This is a genomic window from Streptomyces sp. NPDC102514 (genome assembly GCF_055584525.1).
On sequence record NZ_JBVJLW010000010.1, the window covers coordinates 312423 to 332308 of the forward strand.

At 70.9% G+C, this 19886-nt stretch carries 17 protein-coding genes and 1 pseudogene; 7 read left to right on the plus strand and 11 right to left on the minus strand.

Features of this window, described 5'->3' with window-relative positions:
• Window positions 1–73 precede the first annotated feature (73 nt).
• The 4 genes from ACZ60E_RS26020 to manD form a co-directional block, all read right to left on the minus strand.
• A complete protein-coding gene (locus tag ACZ60E_RS26020) occupies window positions 74–1126 on the minus strand; it encodes an L-idonate 5-dehydrogenase (RefSeq protein ID WP_469443464.1) in 1053 nt (350 codons plus the stop codon).
• Window positions 1123–2517 (minus strand): MFS transporter, encoded by a 1395-nt coding sequence (locus ACZ60E_RS26025; protein ID WP_469443465.1) that lies wholly within the window; start codon window positions 2515–2517, stop codon window positions 1123–1125. Before ACZ60E_RS26025 ends, ACZ60E_RS26020 begins: the two co-directional genes overlap by 4 nt.
• 86 nt (window positions 2518–2603) lie before the next feature.
• Window positions 2604–4109, minus strand: a complete 1506-nt coding sequence (locus ACZ60E_RS26030) for a mannitol dehydrogenase family protein (RefSeq protein ID WP_469443466.1) — start codon at window positions 4107–4109, stop codon at window positions 2604–2606.
• Complete coding sequence (gene manD / locus ACZ60E_RS26035; RefSeq protein ID WP_384811338.1) at window positions 4106–5314, minus strand: D-mannonate dehydratase ManD; 1209 nt, start codon at window positions 5312–5314, stop codon at window positions 4106–4108. Before manD ends, ACZ60E_RS26030 begins: the two co-directional genes overlap by 4 nt.
• Window positions 5315–5404: 90 nt before the next feature.
• On the opposite strand from manD, the gene ACZ60E_RS26040 reads away from it, so the two are divergent.
• Window positions 5405–6115 (plus strand): GntR family transcriptional regulator, encoded by a 711-nt coding sequence (locus tag ACZ60E_RS26040; protein ID WP_469443469.1) that lies wholly within the window; start codon window positions 5405–5407, stop codon window positions 6113–6115.
• Between the two features lie 78 nt (window positions 6116–6193).
• Here the strand turns inward: ACZ60E_RS26040 and pgm are convergent, their stop codons facing one another.
• From pgm to ACZ60E_RS26055, 3 genes are all read right to left on the minus strand, one after another.
• Window positions 6194–7834: a phosphoglucomutase (alpha-D-glucose-1,6-bisphosphate-dependent) gene (gene pgm / locus ACZ60E_RS26045; RefSeq protein WP_384811333.1), complete on the minus strand. Its 1641-nt coding sequence runs from the start codon at window positions 7832–7834 to the stop codon at window positions 6194–6196.
• Window positions 7835–8073: 239 nt separating this feature from the next.
• Window positions 8074–8733: a CHRD domain-containing protein gene (locus tag ACZ60E_RS26050; RefSeq protein WP_453795156.1), complete on the minus strand. Its 660-nt coding sequence runs from the start codon at window positions 8731–8733 to the stop codon at window positions 8074–8076.
• 167 nt (window positions 8734–8900) lie between these two features.
• On the minus strand, window positions 8901–9323 hold the full coding sequence (locus ACZ60E_RS26055) for a secondary thiamine-phosphate synthase enzyme YjbQ (protein WP_384811327.1): 423 nt from the start codon (window positions 9321–9323) through the stop codon (window positions 8901–8903).
• Window positions 9324–9462: 139 nt separating this feature from the next.
• Between ACZ60E_RS26055 and ACZ60E_RS26060 the strand changes: the two genes are divergently transcribed.
• From ACZ60E_RS26060 to ACZ60E_RS26070, 3 genes are all read left to right on the plus strand, one after another.
• The gene (locus ACZ60E_RS26060; RefSeq protein WP_366784861.1) at window positions 9463–9546 is read left to right on the plus strand and encodes a putative leader peptide; all 84 of its coding nucleotides are present in this window, start codon (window positions 9463–9465) and stop codon (window positions 9544–9546) included.
• A 190-nt stretch (window positions 9547–9736) separates the two neighbouring features.
• On the plus strand, window positions 9737–10546 hold the full coding sequence (locus tag ACZ60E_RS26065; protein ID WP_469443473.1) for an ABC transporter ATP-binding protein: 810 nt from the start codon (window positions 9737–9739) through the stop codon (window positions 10544–10546).
• 48 nt (window positions 10547–10594) lie between these two features.
• Window positions 10595–11728 carry an NAD(P)-binding domain-containing protein gene (locus tag ACZ60E_RS26070; RefSeq protein WP_469443475.1) on the plus strand — a complete coding sequence of 378 codons (1134 nt, stop codon included), beginning with the start codon at window positions 10595–10597 and terminating at the stop codon, window positions 11726–11728.
• Window positions 11729–11946: 218 nt separating this feature from the next.
• Here ACZ60E_RS26070 and mltG read toward each other — a convergent pair whose 3' ends face one another.
• Together mltG and ACZ60E_RS26080 are read right to left on the minus strand one after the other, a co-directional pair.
• The gene (gene mltG / locus ACZ60E_RS26075) at window positions 11947–12792 is read right to left on the minus strand and encodes an endolytic transglycosylase MltG (RefSeq protein ID WP_384811319.1); all 846 of its coding nucleotides are present in this window, start codon (window positions 12790–12792) and stop codon (window positions 11947–11949) included.
• Between the two features lie 43 nt (window positions 12793–12835).
• Window positions 12836–14635, minus strand: coding sequence for an ABC transporter ATP-binding protein (locus tag ACZ60E_RS26080; protein ID WP_469443477.1), 1800 nt, complete (start codon window positions 14633–14635; stop codon window positions 12836–12838).
• A 95-nt stretch (window positions 14636–14730) separates the two neighbouring features.
• Between ACZ60E_RS26080 and ACZ60E_RS26085 the strand changes: the two genes are divergently transcribed.
• On the plus strand, window positions 14731–15249 hold the full coding sequence (locus tag ACZ60E_RS26085; protein WP_469443480.1) for a MarR family winged helix-turn-helix transcriptional regulator: 519 nt from the start codon (window positions 14731–14733) through the stop codon (window positions 15247–15249).
• Window positions 15250–15366: 117 nt separating this feature from the next.
• Window positions 15367–16917, plus strand: coding sequence for a Gfo/Idh/MocA family protein (locus tag ACZ60E_RS26090; RefSeq protein WP_469443481.1), 1551 nt, complete (start codon window positions 15367–15369; stop codon window positions 16915–16917).
• Between the two features lie 13 nt (window positions 16918–16930).
• On the opposite strand, the pseudogene ACZ60E_RS26095 reads toward ACZ60E_RS26090, so the two are convergent.
• Window positions 16931–18589, minus strand: a pseudogene (locus ACZ60E_RS26095) (peptide-N4-asparagine amidase); the annotation flags it as partial.
• Window positions 18590–18594: 5 nt separating this feature from the next.
• On the opposite strand from ACZ60E_RS26095, the gene ACZ60E_RS26100 reads away from it, so the two are divergent.
• Window positions 18595–19023, plus strand: a complete 429-nt coding sequence (locus ACZ60E_RS26100; protein WP_469443483.1) for a hypothetical protein — start codon at window positions 18595–18597, stop codon at window positions 19021–19023.
• A 25-nt stretch (window positions 19024–19048) separates the two neighbouring features.
• Here the strand turns inward: ACZ60E_RS26100 and ACZ60E_RS26105 are convergent, their stop codons facing one another.
• On the minus strand, window positions 19049–19789 hold the full coding sequence (locus ACZ60E_RS26105) for a hypothetical protein (protein WP_469443485.1): 741 nt from the start codon (window positions 19787–19789) through the stop codon (window positions 19049–19051).
• Window positions 19790–19886 lie beyond the last annotated feature (97 nt).

Sequence of the window (19886 nt, forward strand, 5' to 3'; positions counted from 1 at the left end):
CGTACGGCGCCCATGGTTGGCGGTTCGAGCGGGGCAGCGGTTCTGCGGTTCAGCGGTTGGGCGGTTGGGCGGCTCAGGCGGAGTTCAGCCGCAGCATGACCTTGCTGCTTCCGCTGCCCGGGTCGGCGGCGACGGCGAGCGCCTCCTCGGCCCGTTCCAGCGGGAAGCGGTGGGTGATCAGCGGAGTCACGTCCAGCCCGTCCCCGAGTGCGCGCAGCGCGTCGTCGATCTCCTCGACGAAGCGGTACGAGCCGATCCAGGTGATCTCGCGGGTCACCAGGTCGCCGAGGGCCGCCGCCACGGCCGTACCGGGCAGGTTGCCGACCTGGACGAGGGTGCCGCCTCGGGCGGTGGCCCGCAGCACCGGGCCCAGCGCGGCCGGGGCACCGGACGCCTCGAAGACCACGTCCACGTCCTCGGGCAGCCCCTCGCCTGCGGAGAGGTCGCGTGTCTCGTCGGCGCCCATGGCGCGGGCGACGGCGAGCGAGGACGCCGACAGGTCCGCGGCGATCACCCGGCCCGCACCGCGATACCGGGCCGCGGCGACGACCAGCGAGCCGATCGGACCGCAGCCGTTGACCAGGACCGTACGGCCGCGCAGTTCCGGGACCCGGCCGACGGCGTGCAGCGCGACGGCCAACGGCTCGGCGAGGGCGCCCTGTTCGGTGCTGACGCCGGCCGGCAGCGGCCGGATCTGGGCCGCGTCGACCGTGCGGTACTCGCTGAACCCGCCGTCGGTGTGCGGGTCGAAGGCCGCCGAGCCGAAGTAGCGGACGCGCGGGTAGAGGTTCGTCCGTCCGGCGAGCCGTTCGGGCAAGGCACCGTCGCCGACGAGGCGGGCCGGGTGGACGGTGACCGCCTGTCCCACGCCGAGGCCGGTGACCGCGTCGCCGAGTGCGGCGATCCGGCCGGCGAACTCGTGCCCGAGCACCAGCGGATGGGCGAGCGAGGCGGTACCGGACGCCCCCTTCTTCCAGTACGCGATGTCGGATCCGCAGATCCCGCCCCACTCCACGGCCAGCAGCACCTCGCCCGCGCCGGGTACGGGCCGGGTCCGCTCGTCGACGCGTACGTCGTCGGGGCCGTGCACCACGACCGCCCTCATGCGGGGAGTGATCGTCTTCATACGGCGTCCTCCAGCCGGACCAGGTCGCGTCCGCGTGTCTCGGGGGCGAGGTACGCGCTGACGAAGGTGATGAGCGAGTAGACGATGAGCATGGCGGCGATGGGCCACCAGCTGTCGGTGACGGCGGTGAGCGTGGCCGCGAGGACCGGGCCGATCGCGGTGGCGAGGATGCCGCCGATCTCCTTGGAGAGCGCGAGCTGGGTGAACCGGGTGCGGGAGCCGAAGAGTTCGGCCATCGTGACGCTTTCCAGCGAGAACAGTCCGAGGACTCCGACGTTCAGACCGAGGACCATGCCGAGCATCACGCCCGGGGTCGATCCCGAGGTGATGAGGAGCATCACCGGGAAGGCGAGGACGACGGTCAGTGCGGAGAGCGCGAGGTAGATCGAACGTCGTCCGTAGCGGTCGCCCAGCAGGCCGATCAGCGGCACGGTGGCGAAGCCCGCCAGTGAGCCGTACACGATGGCGTCCGTCGGTACGGACCGGCCGACCGCGAGGTTGGTGGCGATGTAGCCGACGAGGAACGTCTGCATCAGACCGGAGTTGCCCGCCTGGCCGAAGCGCAGGCCCAGGGCGAGGAAGAACGCCTTGCCCTTGCGCTGCCGGATGCCCGCCGCCAGGACACTGCCCTGCTGTTCGTCGGCCGTGGCGATGACGGACTCGACCTCGTCACGCGCCAGCGCCACACCGTCGACGACGTCCGGACGCTCCTCGAAGACCGGGCTCTCCTTGAGGCTGCGCCGCACCCAGACCGCGAAGATCATCAGGCCGAAGCTCAGCAGGAAGGGCAACCGCCAGCCCCAGGACAGCAGTTGGTCCTCGCTGAGCACGGCGAGCAGGATGGCCCACAGGCCCGACGCGGCGAGCGTCCCGGAGTTCGTGCCGAGCGACACCAGCGAGGAGATCAGGCCGCGCCGCTTGACGGGCGCGTACTCGGCCAGCATGACGGTCGCCCCGGCGATCTCGGCGCCCGCGCCGAACCCCTGCACCAGCCGCAGGGCGACGAGCAGGACCGGCGCGAGGATGCCGATGGTGGCGTACGTGGGGAGGGCGCCGATCAGGGTGGTGGAGGCCCCCATCAGCAGGATGGTGATGTACAGGACCTTCTTGCGGCCGAGCCGGTCGCCCATCCGCCCGAAGTAGACGGCTCCGGCGAGCCGGGCCACGTATCCGACGCCGTACGTGGCCATCGCGGCGATGAGTCCGATGGCCGGGCTGACGTCCGGGAAGAAGATCTTGTTGAAGACGATCGCGGCGGCCAGCGAGTAGAGCTGGAAGTCCATGAACTCCATGGCCGTACCGAGCCAGCCCGAGACGGCGGCGCGGGTGAGATCGCGGGTGCTGCGCTGGGCGGAAGGCGTCTGCTGAGCGGCTATGACGCTGTCCTTCATCGTGAACTCCGTTGTTCGTAACCGAGGAAGCTGTTGGGGACGGGGGGCGGGGAACACGTACGGGGGCGGTACGTGGGACTTCGAGGTCAGATCTCGACGCGTCCGGCGGCCAGGGCGGGGAGCCGGTCCGCGACGGCCGACGTGAGGGCGTCGTCGTCCGCCAGATCCGTGGCGCCGAGGACGCGCAGCAGCGCGCGTACGGTCTCGGCGGGGCGGGTCGCGGGCGCCCAGCAGGCGGCGAGCGCTTCGGCCGCGGGATCCGAGGGGGCACCGGTACGGGGGGTGTCAGCGGTACCGGTGGAGGCGTCCGCGGTGGCCCGGCGGGTGCCGTGCGCCCAGCCGGCGAGGGCGAGTTCGAGCACCGGGGTCAGCCGGCCGCCCGGGGTGGTCGCGGTCCGGGCGCGCAGTTCCCTCAGCGCGGGCAGCCAGCGTTCCGTGATCTTCAGCGATCCGTCGGAGCCGATCTGCCGCAGCAGATGGTGCATGGCGGGATTGCGGAAACGTACGACGAGGTCGTCGGCGTAGGCGACGGGGTCCGGGCCGCCCGCGGGGAGCGTGGGTGCGACCTCCGTGCACAGCGCCCGTACGAGGCGCTCACCCCAGTCCGTCGCCATGGTCTCGGCGATCGTGGTGAGTCCGGCGGCCAGGCCGAGGTGGGCGAGGGCGGAGTGGGAGCCGTTCAGCAGCCGCAGTTTGGTGAGCTGGTAGGGCGCCACGTCCGGGACGAACAGGGCTCCGCCGAGTTCCCACGGCGGCCGGGGAGCGTCGAAGGAGTCCTCGAGGACCCACTGGCGGTAAGGCTCACCCGTCACGGCGAGCGTGTCCCGTACGCCGAGCGTGGCGGCGGCCGTCGCGAGGTCGGCTTCGCCGGTGGCGGGCACGATCCGGTCCACGACGGTCGCGGGGAAGGCGACGGCGCCGGCCATCCGGTCCAGGATCTCCGAGCGGTCGGGCCAGGCCGACGCGCGGACGAAGTCGTGGACGACCCAGGCCAGTGCGGCGCCGTTGCCCGCCATGTTGTCGCAGGACACGACGGCGACCGGGGGCGCACCGGCCCGCATCCGGGCGGCGAGGCCGGTGGCGAGCCGCCCGACGACCGTGGTGAGCGGCCCGTCGGGACCGGCCGCGAGGTCGGCGGCGACGGGCCCGGCCGTGAGGTCGAGACCGCCGGTAGCCGCCGCTCGGTGATAGCCCTTCTCCGTCACGGTCAGCGTCACGACCGTCACCTCGGGGTCGGCGAGCAGGGCGTCGACGGCCTCGGCGTCGGGTCCCATGGTCAGCGCGCCGACGACCGAGCCCACGACGCGTGTGCGGTGTCCGTCCGGACGGCGTTCGGTGAGCGAGTACAGACAGTCCTGGTCCCGCAGGGCGCGCACGGTCCCGGCCGAGCGGGGGGCGACCGCGGTGATGCCCCAGGGCTCACCGGAGCGGGCGGCGGCCTGTTCGGTGTACACGGCCTGGTGGGCCCGGTGGAAGGCGCCGAGACCGAAGTGGACGACACGGGTGCGCAGTTCGGCCGGGTCGACGGCGGGCCGCAGTTCGGGCGCGAGCCGGGGCAGTGCCGTGCGGCTCAACTGGTCGTCGGCGCTCACCAGTCGTGCACCGACCCGTCGAGCCGGCGGGCGACCGGGAGGTAGCGCCGCTGGTAGGGGAAGCGCTCGGCGGCCTTCTCGTCGTACTCGACGCCGAGGCCGGGCTCGTCGGAGGGGTACAGCATGCCGTCGGCGAACGTCACCCCCGTGCGGAACACCTCGGCGGTCTCGTCGGGGTGGCCCATGTGCTCCTGGATGCCGAAGTTCGGCACGGCGATGTCGAGGTGCACGGCGGCGGCCATGCTCACGGGCGAGAGGTCCGTCGCCCCGTGGGAGCCGGTCCGTACCTGGTGCAGCGCGGCGAGGTCGAAGATCCGGCGCAGATGCGTGATGCCGCCCGCGTGGACGACGGTGGTGCGTACGTAGTCGATGAGCTGCTCGGTGATGAGGTGCTGGACGTCCCAGATCGAGTTCATCACCTCGCCGACCGCGATCGGGGTCGTGGTGTGCTGCCGGATCAGCCGGAAGGACTCCTGGTTCTCGGCCGGGGTCGGGTCCTCCATCCAGAACAGCCGGGAGGCCTCGACGCTCCTGCCGAACCGGGCCGCCTCGTTCGGGGTGAGCCGGTGGTGCACGTCGTGCAGGAGGTGGAAGCCGAAGCCGAAACGCTCCCGCACCGCTTCCAGGTACCTGGGCGCGAAGTCGAGATAGGCCTCGGTGTCCCAGGGCTGTTCGTCGGGCAGCTCGGTCGCGGCGGGCTCGTAGACCTTTCCCTTGCGCACCCCGTACGTGCCCCCGACATCGGGCACGGCGGCCTGGGCGCGTACGGCCTTGTAGCCCAGTTCCAGATAGCGCTGGACGTCGTCGAGGAGCGAGGGCACGTCGGTGCCGCTGGCGTGCGAGTAGACGAGTACGCCGTCGCGCGACCGGCCGCCGAGGAGCTTGTAGACGGGCAGTCCCGCGGTCTTGCCCAGGATGTCCCACAGGGCGGTGTCTACGGCGGCGATCGCGGTCATCGTGACGGGCCCGCGCCGCCAGTAGGCACCCTTGTAGAGGTACTGCCACATGTCCTCGATACGGGACGGGTCCTTGCCGATCAGCAGCGGGACCACGTGGTCGCGCAGATAGCTGGCGACGGCCAGTTCCCGGCCGTTGAGCGTGGCGTCGCCGAGGCCGGTCACCCCGTCCGTGGTGGTGATCCGGAGCGTGACGAAGGTCCGGCCGGGGGAGGCGACGAAGACCTCGACGTTCTCGATCCTGCTCACAGGCACTCCTTGGTCGCGAAGTACTTGTATACAAGCATCCGTATCGCAGTACGGCAATACTTGTGCCGCAGTTCTACGTACGATGGGCCCATGGCTCAAACGAACGGGCGGACGAACCGGCGCGACATCTATCTGAAACTGCGCCAGATGGTCCTGACCCTCGAACTCGCTCCGGGCGCGGCCCTCTCGGAGAACGAACTCGCCGCGTCGATGGGCGTCAGCCGCACGCCGGTCCGGGAGAGCCTGATCCTGCTGGCCCAGGAGGGCCTGGTGCAGGTCTTCCCCAAGATCGGATCGTTCGTGTCCCGGGTCGACCCGGGGCAGGTCGCCGACGCGCAGTTCCTGCGGGAGGCGGTGGAACTGGCCTCGCTGGACGATCTGCCCGCGGAGCTCGACCCCGCGGTCGTCGAGGCACTGCGGGACAACCTCGACCGGCAGCGGCGGGCGGACCTCGGCCTGGAGGAGTTCTTCGATCTGGACGAGGCGTTCCACCAGGGCCTGATGCGGCTGAGCGGACACGGGAACGTCTGGACGACCGTCGCCGCCGCCAAGGGGCACCTGGACCGGGCCCGCCGCCTCGGCCTCCACGAGAACGTGTCACCGGCCGTGTTCGTCGCCCAGCACCGCGAGATCTTCGACGCGATCGCCGGCGGGGACGTCCCGCTCGCCCGCACGGCCATGCGCACGCACCTGCGAGCCGTCTTCGACGACATCGAGCGCATCCGCGCCCACTCCCCCGAACTGTTCGCCACGGACGCGACGTCGGTGCCGGTGCGGCGGAACATCGTCGTGTGGGAGTGAGCGCGCACCACTGGAAGTCGGGCAGCGGGAGCCCGAGCAGGTGTCAGATGCCAGGTGTCAGATGTCAGGTGCCAGGTGTCAGGTGTTCAGGGCCGCGAGCACCATGGCCTTGGCCTCCTCCTGGATCTGCTTCAGATGGTCCGGGCCCGAGAAGGACTCCGCGTAGATCTTGTAGACGTCCTCGGTGCCCGAAGGGCGGGCCGCGAACCAGGCGTTGGCGGTGGACACCTTGACCCCGCCGAGGGCGGCGCCGTTGCCGGGGGCCTCGGTGAGGACCGAGGTGACCGGCTCGCCCGCGAGGGTGTCGGCGGTGACCTGGCGCGGGGACAGCTTCGCGAGCAGCGCCTTCTCCTCGCGGGAGGCCGGGGCGTCGATGCGTGCGTAGGCGGGGGCTCCGAAGCGCTCGGTGAGCCGCGCGTAGTGCTGGGAGGGCGTCTCGCCGGTGACGGCCGTGATCTCGGAGGCGAGCAGGGCCAGGATGATGCCGTCCTTGTCGGTGGTCCACACCGAGCCGTCGCGGCGCAGGAAGGACGCGCCCGCCGATTCCTCACCACCGAAGCCGAGCGTCCCGTCGGACAGGCCGTCCACGAACCACTTGAAGCCGACCGGGACCTCGACCAGTGTCCGGCCGACGTCCGCCGCGACCCGGTCGATCATCCCGGACGACACGAGGGTCTTGCCGATCCCGGCCTCGGCGGGCCACTCCTTGCGGTGCGAGAACAGATAGGAGATCGCCACGGCCAGGTAGTGGTTGGGGTTGAGCAGACCGCCGTCCGGGGTGACGATGCCGTGCCGGTCGGCGTCGGCGTCGTTGCCGGTGGCGATGTCGAACCGGTCGCGCTGCTCGATGAGCGAGGCCATGGCGTACGGCGAGGAGCAGTCCATCCGGATCTTGCCGTCCCAGTCCAGCGTCATGAAACGCCAGGTGGGGTCGGCGAGCGGGTTGACCACCGTCAGGTCGAGCCGGTGCTGCTCGGCGATCCGGCCCCAGTATGCGACCGAGGCGCCGCCCAGCGGATCGGCGCCGATGCGCACGCCGGCGGCCCGGATCGCGTCCAGGTCCAGCACGTTCGGCAGATCGGCGACATAGGTGCCGAGGAAGTCGTGGCGGCCGGTGCCGGGTGCGGCCAGGGCGCGGGTGTAGGGGATGCGGCGTACGTCCTTCATGCCCGCGGAGATGATCTCGTTGGCGCGGTCCTGGATCCAGGAGGTCGCCTCGGAGCCGGCTGGTCCGCCGTTCGGGGGGTTGTACTTGAAGCCGCCGTCGGCGGGCGGGTTGTGCGAGGGGGTGACCACCACACCGTCGGCGAGGCCGGAGGTGCGGCCCCGGTTGTGGGTGAGGATGGCGTGCGAGACGGCCGGGGTGGGCGTGTAGCCGTCGCCCTGGTCGATGAGGACGCTCACGTCGTTGGCGGCGAACACCTCAAGGGCCGTGACCCGCGCGGGCTCGGACAGGGCGTGGGTGTCGGCGCCCAGGAAGAGGGGGCCGTCGGTGCCCTGTGCGGTGCGGTACTCGCAGATGGCCTGGCTGGTGGCCGCGATGTGGTCCTCGTTGAACGCCGTCGCGAGCGACGAGCCGCGGTGCCCCGAGGTCCCGAACGCGACCCGCTGCCCGGGCTCGGCCGGGTCGGGGTGCAGCGCGTAGTACGCCGTGACCAGGCGGGCCACATCGACGAGGTCACCGGGTCCGGCGACCTGCCCTGCTCGCGCGTCCTGCATGTCCCGCTCCTTAAGCCATCAGCAAGGTCGACCATGGGGTCCGTTGCGTACCGCCCCATTCTCCCCTGCCCGGCCTGCCGGGACGCACACCGCGCGCGGCGCGATGCCGACACTCCTCGCGTGCGGCGCGGCGTCGGCGCCCTCCGCACCCTCCGCGCGCGGTCGGCGAGGGCCCGGGGCCCCGAAAGGCGCCCGGGTTCTCGCTTCCGAACTACCGCAGGCCCTCGCCTCCTGAACTACTAGGCGTCCTTGATGACGGCGGTGAGGGTGTCCTCGTTCATGGTGTCGGGAACGTCGACACCGGAGGGGAGCTTGTAGGCCTGGCCGCGGACGGCCCCGCCCGGGAACTCAGCGGTGTGGAGGTTGAAGTACCAGTTCCCGGGGTTGGCCTTGATGCCCGCCAGCAAGTCCTTGTCGTCGACGGTGACCGTGCCGAAGACGAACTTCTTGCCGTCCTCCAGCTTCTTCGTGAAGAAGGGGATCTTCACATCGCCGTTGACCCCCTTGACGCCCTTGTGGAGGTGGCCCAGGGTCGGCGTCTGGACCCCGCTGAAGGTGAACGCGTAGGACACCTGGTCGCCCTGGATCCGCATCAGGGCGAGCGCGTGCCCGTCCTTGTCCCCCACCGCGGGACCGCCCTCGACGGGGACCTCGTCGGCACCGGTCATCACCGAACCGAAGAAGGTCGCGTCCTCCGCGTTCTTCTCCCACTTGCCGACGCCCTGCGCTCCGCCGTGCTCCGTACCGGACGAGGCGTGCCCACCGGTGGCCGGGGCGCCGGCCTCGGCACTCCCGGCGGGGTCGGCGCCGTTCACGCTGTCCTCCCCGTTGCAGGCGGTCAGCAGAAGCGCACCCGTGACAGCGGATACGGCGATCATCGCAAAGCGCTTGCTCTTCATGGCAGTTGTGCCCTTCCCCGTGCTGCGACCGCGGCTGTTTCGCGGTCCGTCACCCACAACACGGAATGCCCTCGCGGCACAGCTCACGCCATGACAGCCCTGAGACACTTCTGAGACGGGCCGCGATCACTCGCGACGCGACCTTGACACTGGGCGCTCCGGGAATCTCATCCCAGGAAGCTCAGCCGCACCGTGCGGTCGGGGTTGTCCTTGTTGGTGTCGACCAGGCACACCGACTGCCATGTCCCCAGTTCCAGCCGCCCGGCCAGTACCGGCAGTGTGGCGTGCGGAGGGACGAGCGCCGGAAGGACGTGGTCGCGGCCGTGCCCGGGACTCCCGTGGCGGTGCTGCCAGCGGTCGTCCGCGGGGAGGAGGGTGTGGAGGGCGGCGAGCAGGTCCTCGTCGCTGCCCGCTCCCGTCTCCAGGACGGCCACGCCGGCGGTGGCATGGGGTACGAAGACATTGAGCAGGCCGTCACGGCCGCCCGCCGCCTCCCGCAGGAAAGCCTCGCACTCACGGGTGAGGTCGACGACCGCTTCCGTGGAGCCGGAGGAGATGTTCAGGACACGGGTGGTGAAGGCATCGGACATGAACCAATCCTCACCCATTCCGCACCCATGGGCCGGGCTCCACACCCGCGACGCCTCCGCCGACCGGTCCTTGAGACGGGATGCTTGCTCCGCGAGACGCCATTGACCGTGAACGATCGAGCTGGCTACGTTCGGCGGCATGTTGCGTTCAGCTCTGCTCACCACGCGCGGTCACATCGACCTGCTGCGGGTGGCCTCTGCCGCGTGTCGCACCGGCCGCTGACGCCTTCCCACCCGCTTTCCCCCCGCCGCGCCACAGCCCGCCTCCGCTTCCTGCGCCCGCCTGACCTGGGCCGGAAGCCGGTCCGCTGAAGCGGCCCCACCGCTCCTGACGGCCCTGACGGTCCGGGCGCGCTCCCCCTGGAGCCTCGATTCCTCGCTCCCTCGGTTCCTCTCGAAAGGCTGTTGCCGCGATGGCGACCGACGTTCACCGGGCGGTGGGCCCGCAACAGGCTTCCGCCGACTCCGACTCCGGCTCCGGCAGCACCCGGGCGGGCGACCTTAAGCACAGGCCGACGACATCCGTCCCGGCAGTACGCGTGGAAGGACTGACCCGCGCCTTCGACGGCCGCGCGGTCATCGACAACCTTCAACTCTCCATCGGCCCGAGCGAGTTCGTCGTACTCCTGGGCCGAAGCGGCTACGGCAAGTCCACCCTGCTGCGCATCCTCGCTGGGCTCGACCGTGCCATCGAGGGCACCGTGCTCGTACCGCGCCGTAAGGTCCTCGCCGCCCAGGCGCCTCCGCTGACGCCGTGGAGGAAGGTGTGCCGCACGGTGCTGCTCGGACGGCCCGGCAGATCCCGACGCGCCGCCGCCGAACGGGCGGCGACCGAGGTCGGTCTCGTCCGCCGTGCCGGTTCCCGGCCCGGAGCGCCCTCCGGCGACGAGGTCCAACGCGTGCCGCTGGAGCGCGCGTTGGCGGGCGACCCCGATCTCCTGCTGCTGGACGAGCCGTTCGGCGCCCTGGACGCCCCGGCCCGGGCCGGGGCACAGCGGCTCGTCGGCGAACTGTGGCAGCGGCACGGCTGTGCCGTCCTGCTGGCCACATCCGACGTGGAGGAGGCGGTGCTGCTCGCCGACCGTGTCGTCGTGATGGACGCGGGCGCCGTCGCGTACGAGATCCCGGTCGAGCTGGACCGGCCGCGCAACCGCACCGACCCGAGGTTCGCCGAGCTGTGCGCCGGACTGCTGGAGCGCCTGGACAGCGAACCGGCCGCCTGAACCCGCGCGCCCGGGAAGATCCGCGCCACCCGCACAGTTGGTAGAAGCGTGAACAACACCGGAGCGCAGGTACGGGACCAGGTGCAGGACCAGGTACAGGAAGTCGATGTCGTCGTCGTGGGCGCAGGACAGGCCGGTCTGTCCAGCGCCTACCACCTGCGGCGCACCGGCTTCGAGCCTGAGCGGGACTTCGTGGTCCTGGACCACGCGCCGCGGCCGGGCGGCGCCTGGCAGTTCCGGTGGCCGTCCCTGACGTACGGCAAGGTGCACGGCATGCACGCGCTGCCCGGCATGGAACTGACGGACGCGGATCCCGGCCGGCCGTCCTCCGAGGTCGTCGCCGAGTACTTCGACGCCTATGAGCACGCCTTCGACCTGCGCGTACGGCGGCCGGTCGACGTAAAGGCCGTACGCGAGGGCGACGCGGGCCGGCTCCTGGTCGAGACGTCGGACGGTACGTGGTCCACGCGGGCGCTGATCAACGCGACGGGCACCTGGGACCGGCCGTTCTGGCCGCGCTATCCCGGCCAGGAGACCTTCCGGGGGCGGCAGCTGCACACCGCCCAGTACGCCGGCCCGCAGGACTTCGCCGGGCAGCGCGTCGTCGTGGTGGGCGGGGGCGCGTCCGGTACGCAGCATCTGCTGGAGATCGCCCCGTACGCGGCCGGTACCACCTGGGTGACACGACGGCCGCCGGTCTTCCGGGAGGGGCCGTTCAGCGAGGACGTGGGCCGGGAGGCGGTCGCGATGGTGGAGGAGCGGGTCCGTCAGGGCCTGCCTCCGAGGAGTGTCGTCTCGGTGACCGGGCTGCCGCTCAACGACGCGATCCGGCAGGGCCTCGCGGACGGGGTCCTGGACCGGCTCCCGATGTTCGACCGGATCACCCCGGACGGCGTGGAGTGGGACGACGGACGGCACGTGGCCGCGGACGTCATCCTCTGGGCGACCGGTTTCCGCGCGGCGGTCGAGCATCTGGCCCCGCTGCGGCTGCGCGAGCCCGGCGGAGGCATCCGTATCGAAGGGACCCGGGCGGCCGTCGATCCACGGATCCATCTGGTCGGGTACGGGCCGTCGGCGAGCACCATCGGCGCCAACCGCGCCGGGCGGGCGGCGGTCCGGGACATCAGACGGCTGCTGGCGGACGCCCCGGCCGGCCCCGTCGCGGTGGAAGCCACCGGCTGACCGGCCGCAGGATGCGTACGTGGGCAGACCGCGTAGACGGGTCGGCCTCGTACATGAGTCGGCCTCGTACACGGGTCGGCCGCATACATGAGTCGGCCGTGTACATGGGTCGGCTCCGTCCGTGCGACGACGTGAGCGGTCCCGCGACGACTTCCCGCGCCCCCGGAGGGGCGCGGCGGGCCCCGTGAGCACCTACCACGCCGTGGTCGCGGCCCGGCTCAGCCCGATGACGCCGAGGCGCCCTTGTGCGCACGGTTGAACTCGGCGACGTTCCTCTTGTGCGCCTCGTAGTCGGCCGTGAAGCGTGTGTCGCCCGGCTTGACCGTGACGAAGTACAGCCAGTCGCCCTGGGTCGGCGCGACCGCTGCACGCATGGCCTCCTCACCGGGATTCGCGATCGGCGTCGGCGGCAGCCCCATCCGCGCGTACGTGTTGTACGGGCTCTCCAGCTGTGTGTCGTTCTCGCTGGTCCGCAGGGTGCTGCGGTTGAGCGCGTAGTTGATGGTGGAGTCCATCTGCAGCGGCATGCCCCGGTCGAGCCGGTTGTAGATCACCCGGGCCACCCTGCCCATGTCCGCCTTGGTGGCCGCCTCCGCCTGCACGATGCTCGCGACGGTGACGGTCTGGTAGACGTTCATCGCGTTGCGCTCGGCCCCGGCCGTGACCGTGCCCCCGCCGAACTTCTTGTTCGCCGTGTCGACCATGTACGAGAGCAGGGAGACCGGGGTCGACTTCTTGTCGATGGGATAGGTCGCGGGGAAGAGGTAGCCCTCGGGGTTGCCGCTCGCGTCGTTCGGCAGCTTGAGGCGGGCCTTCTCCAGGGACTTCTTGCTGGAGCCCGCAGGCAGGGCGAGGGCCTTGTCCATGGCCGTGTAGACCTGGCCGGTGCGCCAGCCCTCCGGGATCACCAGGGCCTGGGGTTCCTTCTTGTCGTCCGTGCTCAGCAGCGGCACCGCCACGGCGGTGACCGCCACGACGGCGCCGGTCGCGATGAGGGCGGTCCGGCCCCGGCGCGTCAGTCGGATCGTTCTCCGTGGCGGAGTGGGCGGAGTGTAGTTCTGCATGCGGGCACGTTAACCCTCATATCGCTCTAAACTCGACATATCTTCATCTTGTTGGCTCCAGTTGGGCGTCCCTGCGGACCAGGGCGGCGTAACGCCCGTCCCGCTCCAACAGCTCCTCGTGCGTGCCCCGTTCGGCGGTGTGCCCGCGGTCGAGGACCACGATCTGGTCGGCGCCCCTAATGGTGGACAGCCGGTGAGCGATGGTGATGGTCGTCCGGTTGGCCGACAGCGCGTCGATGGCTTCCTGGACGGCTCGCTCGGTGCGGGTGTCCAGGGCGCTGGTCGCCTCGTCGAGGATCAGCACCGGCGGGTCCCGGAGGATCGTGCGGGCGATGGCGAGGCGCTGCTTCTCACCGCCGGAGAACCGGTGCCCGCGCTCCCCCACCACCGTGTCGTAGCCGTCGGGCAGGGACGCGATGTGGTCGTCGATCTGCGCGGCCTTCGCGGCGGCACGCAGCTCCTCGTCGGTGGCGTCCGGCTTGGCGAACCGCAGGTTGTCGGCGACCGTGGCGTGGAAGAGGTACGTCTCCTGCGAGACGACGCCTATCCCCCGCGCGAGGGTGTCGAAGTCCAGGTCGCGCACGTCCACCCCGTCGAGGGTGACGCGGCCGCCCGTGACGTCGTACAGACGCGGGACGAGGTGGCTGAGCGTGGACTTCCCGGCGCCCGTCTGGCCGACGACGGCGAGGCTGGTGCCTGCGGGCACGGTGAGGTCGATGCCGTCGAGGATCGGACCGCTCTTGTCGTCGTACCGGAATTCGACGCCTTCGAAGCGCACTTCGCCCTTGACCCGGTCGAGGTGGACCGGCTGCTCGGACTCGGTGATGTCGATGGGCAGGTCGAGGTACTCGAAGATGCGCTGGAACAGCGCGAGCGAGGCCTGGATCTGGACGCCGGTGGACAGCAGGCTGACGGCCGGACGGAACAGTCCCTGCTGGAGCGAGACGAACGCCACCAGGGTGCCGATGGAGACCGAGGGGCCGCCGAGCTGGAGGGCCATTCCCGCGGCCCAGTAGATGACGGCCGGCATGGCGGACATGACGATGCCGATGACGGCCATCCGCCAGCGGCCGGCCATGCTCGACCGGACCTCCAGGTCGACTAGGCTCTCGGACTCCTCCGCGAAGGAGCGGGTGAGGGAGTCGGAGCGGCCCATCGTGCGGCCGAGCACGATGCCGCTCACGGAGAGCGACTCGGTGACCGTGGCGGCCATGACCGCCATCTGCTTCTGGCGCTGGGTGGTGATCTTCTTGCGTTCGCTGCCGACGCGGCGGCTGATCCACACGAACACCGGCAGCAGGAGCAGCGAGACGACGGTCAGCCGCCAGTCGAGGGCGACCATCGCGACGATCGTGGCGACGACGCTGGTGAGGTTGGAGACCAGGGAGGTGGCGGTCGAGGTGACCGTCGCCTGCATCCCGCCGATGTCGTTCGCGATGCGCGACTGGACCTCGCCGGTACGCGTCCTCGTGAAGAAGGCGAGCGACATGCGCTGCAGCCGGTCGTAGACGGCCGTGCGCAGATCGTGCATGACGCGCTGGCCGACCGTGGTGGAGATCAGGGTCTGCAGGACACCGAAGACACCGCCGAGCACGGCGCTGAGGATCATGCCCAGCGCGAGCAGGCTCAGCAGGCCGGTGCGGCCCTGCGGGATCGCGGTGTCGAGGATCTCCTTGAGCAGGAAGGGCGTGGCGACCGAGACCAGGGACGCCGCGCCGACCAGCAGGCCGACGACGGCCAGCCGGCCGCGGTAGGGACGGAAGAGCGCGAGGATGCGGCGCACCTGCCGGGGCTGTCCTGCCTCGACGGGTGGCGGCGTCCAGTTGATGTCGTCGCGGGGCAATGGGCTCCTACGGAAGTGAGAAGAAGAGGATTGACGGAGCATAGCTCATTGTTACCTATACTCACAATGAACTAGGTCCTGATATTGTTCCCGGCATGGACACCCCCGACGCCGACGGCCTGCTCGCCGAGCAGCTGCTGCGGTTGACCCGCCGTGTGCACCGCATCCAGAAGCGCCATCTCCAGACGCGGGGGCTCGGCATCACCCCGGCCCAGTCCCGGCTGCTGCGCACCCTCGCCCACTACGGCTCACCGCCGCGCATGGCCGACCTGGCCGAGCGGCTCGAGGTGGTGCCGCGGGCCGTCACCACCCTGGTCGACGGGCTGGAGGCGAGCGGCAAGGTACGGCGCGTACCGGACCCCACCAACCGGCGTGTCATCCGCATCGAGCTGACGGAGGACGGCGGGCGGGTGCTTCGAGAACTGCACGGCGCACGCCGGGAGGCCGCGGAGGACATCCTGGCGCCCCTCTCGGACGAGCAGCGCGCGGTGCTGGGCGGGCTGCTGGACACGCTGGTCGACGGTACTTCCGCCGTGGCCGACGGGGGCGATACCGCCGCCGACGCCCATGCCGCTGCCGACGCCGCTGCCCGAGGGGCGGGGCGCGACTGCTGACGGCCCGGTGCGGAAAGTCCAACTCCCCGGCCACTTCCGTCCCTTGTCTCCGGGCCGGCCCCCTAGGAGGGTGACAGCGCGGTGAACCCGCGCTCCCCCCCCCACCGAGGAGGTCCGATGCACGACGAGAACGCGACACCGGAATCCGAAGCCGAACTCGAAGCGGAACTCGAAGCCGAAGCCGAACTCGCAGCGGAAACCGAAGCCGAAGCCGACGAGAATCCTGGGGGCCGCTCCCGGCGCTCGGTACTGCGCACGGCGGGCGTCACCGGAACGGGACTGGGCCTCGGGCTGGGGCTGGGCCTCGGTACGCTCGCGGCGGCTGGCGGCACGGCGCACGCCGCCGCGTCCGGGACGCCGGTGGAAGCCGCCGCGGACGGCGAACCGGCCGCACCCACCGCGCAGGGCAGAACCATGATCGGCGTGCCGTTCGAGGGGCGCGGGACCGTGCGGGTCGGGATCATCGGGCTCGGCAACCGCGGCGGCGGCATGATCGACCTGTTCCTGGCCCTCGACGGCGTCCGTGTCGTCGCACTGTGCGATCCGGTCAAGGACAAGACCGCGAGAGCCGCGGCCAAGGTGGTGGCCGCGGGACAGCCCGCCCCGGCGACGTACACGAAGGGCGAGCACGACTTCGTCGACCTCTGCGCGCGCGGTGACCTCGACTTCGTGTACGTGGCGACGCCCTGGGACCTGCATTTCGAGATGGCGCGCACGGCCATGCTCAGCGGCAAGCACGTCGGCGTGGAGTGTCCGGTCGCGATGCGGCTCGACCAGCTCTGGGAACTCGTCGACCTCTCCGAACGCACCCGCAGACACTGCATGCAACTGGAGAACTGCTGCTACGGCCGCAACGAGATGCGGGTCCTGCGCATGGCGCACGCGGGGAAGTTCGGCCGGCTGCTGCACGGCGCCGGGGCCTACAACCACGATCTGCGCGGCCTGATGTTCGACCCGGACTACTACGAAGGTCCCTGGCGGCGGCTGTGGCACACCCGGCTGCGCGGCGACCTCTACCCGAACCACGGCTTCGGCCCGGTCGCCAACTACATGGACGTCAACCGAGGTGACCGCGTCACCCACATCTCCAGCTTCGGCACACCCTCGCTGGGCCTCGCCGAGTACCGCGCCGAGCACATGCCGCCGGGCGACCCGAGCTGGAAGGAGACGTACATCGAGAGCGACCGGACCATCAGCCTCGTACAGACCGCCAAGGGGCGGGTGATCCGGCTCGAACACGATGTGTCGACGCCACATCCCTATTCGCGGATCAACAGCCTCGGCGGCACGAAGGGTGTGTTCGAGGACTACCCGGAGCGGATCTATATAGAGCCGGACCACACAGACGACGTCTGGGGCGACTTCTCGGCGTACGCGGAGTGGGACCACTGGCTGTGGAAGGAGCACTCCGACCCGCCCGGCGGACACGGCGGGATGGACTACATCATGCTGTTCCGGCTGATGCAGTCCATCCGGCTCGGGCTGGTACCGGACTTCGACGTCTATGACGCCGCCACCTGGACCGCTCCGGTGCCACTGAGCCACGCCTCCATCAAGGCACACGGGGCACCGCAGGCGATCCCGGACTTCACCCGCGGGTTGTGGAAGAAGGAGCGGCCGGGCATGGACTCGCCGAAGCCGCAGGACGGCCTCCGGCAGAACGGGTGAGGTCCGCGCGGCTGGTGAGCACGCCCTGCACGGTCGTCAGGCGCCGGTCGTAGCAGCCGTCCGAGCCGGACAGCCGGTAGCGCTCACTCGTCGTGGCGACGGCGTGCCGCTGGTCGCGCGGCACGTTCGCGGTGTAGGTCGCGTCGCCCGTGTAGCTGTCGTCGAGCCGGGACCACGCGGTGCGCCGGCCACCGCGGGTCTCCACGACGGACGCCCGGTCCCCCAGGGACAGCACGGTCCGCAGCCGGTCGCCCGCGCCGAGCGTCGTGGTGCCGTCCATGGTGTACGTGCGGTCCGTACGGGTCGTCACGGCCGGTCCGCGCCCGTCCACGGTGACCTTCTCGTCGTCGGTCCAGGTCCCGTCGAGCGCGTCCGTGTTCTCGCCGTCGGTCCAGCGGTGCACGGAGGTACTGGCCAGCTCACGGTCGATCGTGGTCGCGACACGGCCGTGCGAGGTGTCGACGTACCCGGACACCGTCAGCCGGTGCCCGGCGTCCGTGTCGAGCCGGTGCTCGGAACCGGGCGTGTACGTGGCGGAGTTCGTGAGGGCGCCGGTCCTGTGGGCGGTGAGCTTCCCGGTGACGTGCGTGCTCTTCGCGTCCTGCCAGACGAGGACGTTCACCGGGGTGCTCCAGCCGCTCTGTCCCTCGGGAACGCCCACTACGGAGACGTCGATCCGGTGCGGGCGGCCGTCGTTGAGCAGCCCCGCGAACGGGGTCAGGTCGTACTCGACGGGCTTGATGTCGAAGGCGCGCGGGCCCGGGACGACGTACCAGAGGAAGGGGTTGGACCAGCCGCCGGTCCACACGGTGGGGAACGGCGCGGCGATGCCCGCCAGTTTGCCGTCGACCGCTATCTGCACCTCGCGGTAGGGGCCGCCGTCCGCCTTGCAGGAGTACGGGGCGGCATCGGGCACGGTCAGATACCAGTACTCCTCGCAGCCGCCGCCCGAACCGGTGGCGTACACCTCGGCGACGATGCGTTCGCTGTTGCGGGGCGTGGTGAGGGTGCCGTCCTGGAGGGTGAGGACGCGGTCGGGGGTCGCGGTGGCCCTGCCCGCGGCCGACTTCTCGAAGGGAGGCGCGGGGTAGAAGGTCAGGGTCACCTTGACGTCGAAGACGCCCGTGTAGGTGTCGTCGACGACGTTCCCGATCAGCATCTCGACGTCGTGACCGCCGCGGAACGTGTCGCTGTAGCGCGTGACGTCCTTCTCCACCGACCACTCGATGCCGTCGGGCGAGGGCTGCGGAGTGGACGTACGGAAGACCTCGACGCCGCCGATGTGCAGATACCCCAGCCGGTCGTACTGACGCCCCTTGACCTTGCCGTCCAGGCGCAGCACGACCTTGCTCCAGCGGTCGCCGCAGCCGCGCGGGGGCGCGTACGTGCCCTTGTACGGCGTGAAGTCCCGGAACTGCGCCTCGGCGACCGTCACTTCGCAGGACGCGCCAGCGGGCCTGGTGACGGGCGGGGCGGCGGTCAGCGGATCGTGCCAGTCGCTGCCGAACTCGGCGGACGGGGCAGCGAGCGGGTCGGCGAGCCGGGTGGCCGTCGGGGAGTGCGTCGGCGGGGCTTCCGTCGGCCGGGCGGCCTGGGCCGGGCCCGCTCCGAGGAGGGTGCTCGCCACGAGGGTCGCTCCGGCGAGCATGGACATGATGATCCGTCTTCTCATGAGCGGTGTTCTACGGGGAGTCGGCCCGGCCCGCAATCCTGCCTCGGGGCACGGCGGGCCTGGGGTACGTCGACCAGCCGCCGCTGACGCCTCTGATCAGACAGGCCGCCACCGAACTGCTCGGGGACTCGGTCGCCGGGCTGCGGGTCCCGGCCGGCCATATGAGCTACGCCGACTGGGGTCCGCCGCCCGACTCGATGGACGGGCCGGTACTCGTCGTCCGTCAGCAGGACGCGGACGGCACGGAGCGGTACTTCACCGACTGCCGGCAGGTCGCGCGCGTGGACAACGGGGAGGGGACGCCGGACGGCGACGGGGTGCAGGTGGAGAACGACGAGGCGGAGAACGACGAGCAGGGCGCGGCGGTGCTGCTGTGTTCGGGGACCACGAAGCCGTGGTCCCGCTTGTGGCCTTCGCTGCGCCCCTACTACTGAGGGGCGGGCCCGTGGTGAAGCGCTGTCAGGCCTTGAGGTCCGCCTTGTCGCCCATCACCACGACCGGGTGACGGTCCGGGTCGAGGGTGCGCAGCAGGTACTGCATGCCCGACTTGGACAGGCTCACGCAGGCCGACGTACCGCTGCCGTGGTCCATGTGCAGCCAGATGCTGCCGCCCTTGGACTGGCCCTGGGGGCGGGTCGGGTCGTTCGGCGAGGTGCCCTTGACGCGGTTGTAGTCGATGGCGATCACGTAGTCGAAGTCGTTCCAGTGCGACTTGGCCCAGTAGTGCGGGGCCTGGAAGCCCGAGGACTGCGTGTACGGGAGCTTGGCGCCGGGGTCGTCGAGGACACCGCCCGAGTCGCTGAGCGTGAACACGCCGACGGGGCTGCGCTTGTCGCCCTCGTTGTGGTCGGTCGTCCAGCCCTTCTTGCCGTTGTGCCCTTCCCAGCTGCGGGTCTTGTCCCAGGTGGAGCCGGACTTGGTGTACAGGACGATCGTGGACTTCGCCGAGTCCTTGCCCTGCCCGTAGACCGCGACGACCTGCCGGGAGTTCGCGGGGATCTGCTTCTGCAGCGTGTCCCCCACATCGGGGATGCGCTTGAGATCGACCGTGCGCGCCTGCTCGGGCCGGGACCCGTCCCCCGCCTGCCCGTTGCCCTTCTTCCCGCCGCCGTCCGAACCGCCGCAGGCCGCCAGTGGCATGACCACGGCGCCCAGAACCGCGGCTATGGCCGTCGTCCGCATCCCTCCGCTGATGTGCATACCGTCCATCGTCGCACCACGACGCGGACGACCGTGCCCACCCCCTCGACCTACCGGTCATATCCGGGCGGTCCGGGCCGAATCTTTGCCCCACGGC

Excerpts from the sequence above, each read along its gene's own strand:
- ACZ60E_RS26085 (WP_469443480.1), top strand. The coding sequence starts at position 14,731 with ATGGACACCCCCGACGCCGACGGCCTGCTCGCCGAGCAGCTGCTGCGG.
- ACZ60E_RS26025 (WP_469443465.1), bottom strand. The coding sequence starts at position 2,517 with ATGAAGGACAGCGTCATAGCCGCTCAGCAGACGCCTTCCGCCCAGCGC.
- pgm (WP_384811333.1), bottom strand. The coding sequence starts at position 7,834 with ATGCAGGACGCGCGAGCAGGGCAGGTCGCCGGACCCGGTGACCTCGTC.
- ACZ60E_RS26105 (WP_469443485.1), bottom strand. The coding sequence starts at position 19,789 with ATGCACATCAGCGGAGGGATGCGGACGACGGCCATAGCCGCGGTTCTG.
- ACZ60E_RS26055 (WP_384811327.1), bottom strand. The coding sequence starts at position 9,323 with ATGTCCGATGCCTTCACCACCCGTGTCCTGAACATCTCCTCCGGCTCC.
- ACZ60E_RS26050 (WP_453795156.1), bottom strand. The coding sequence starts at position 8,733 with ATGAAGAGCAAGCGCTTTGCGATGATCGCCGTATCCGCTGTCACGGGT.
- ACZ60E_RS26065 (WP_469443473.1), top strand. The coding sequence starts at position 9,737 with ATGGCGACCGACGTTCACCGGGCGGTGGGCCCGCAACAGGCTTCCGCC.
- mltG (WP_384811319.1), bottom strand. The coding sequence starts at position 12,792 with ATGCAGAACTACACTCCGCCCACTCCGCCACGGAGAACGATCCGACTG.
- ACZ60E_RS26060 (WP_366784861.1), top strand. The coding sequence starts at position 9,463 with ATGTTGCGTTCAGCTCTGCTCACCACGCGCGGTCACATCGACCTGCTG.
- ACZ60E_RS26040 (WP_469443469.1), top strand. The coding sequence starts at position 5,405 with ATGGCTCAAACGAACGGGCGGACGAACCGGCGCGACATCTATCTGAAA.
- ACZ60E_RS26090 (WP_469443481.1), top strand. The coding sequence starts at position 15,367 with ATGCACGACGAGAACGCGACACCGGAATCCGAAGCCGAACTCGAAGCG.
- ACZ60E_RS26020 (WP_469443464.1), bottom strand. The coding sequence starts at position 1,126 with ATGAAGACGATCACTCCCCGCATGAGGGCGGTCGTGGTGCACGGCCCC.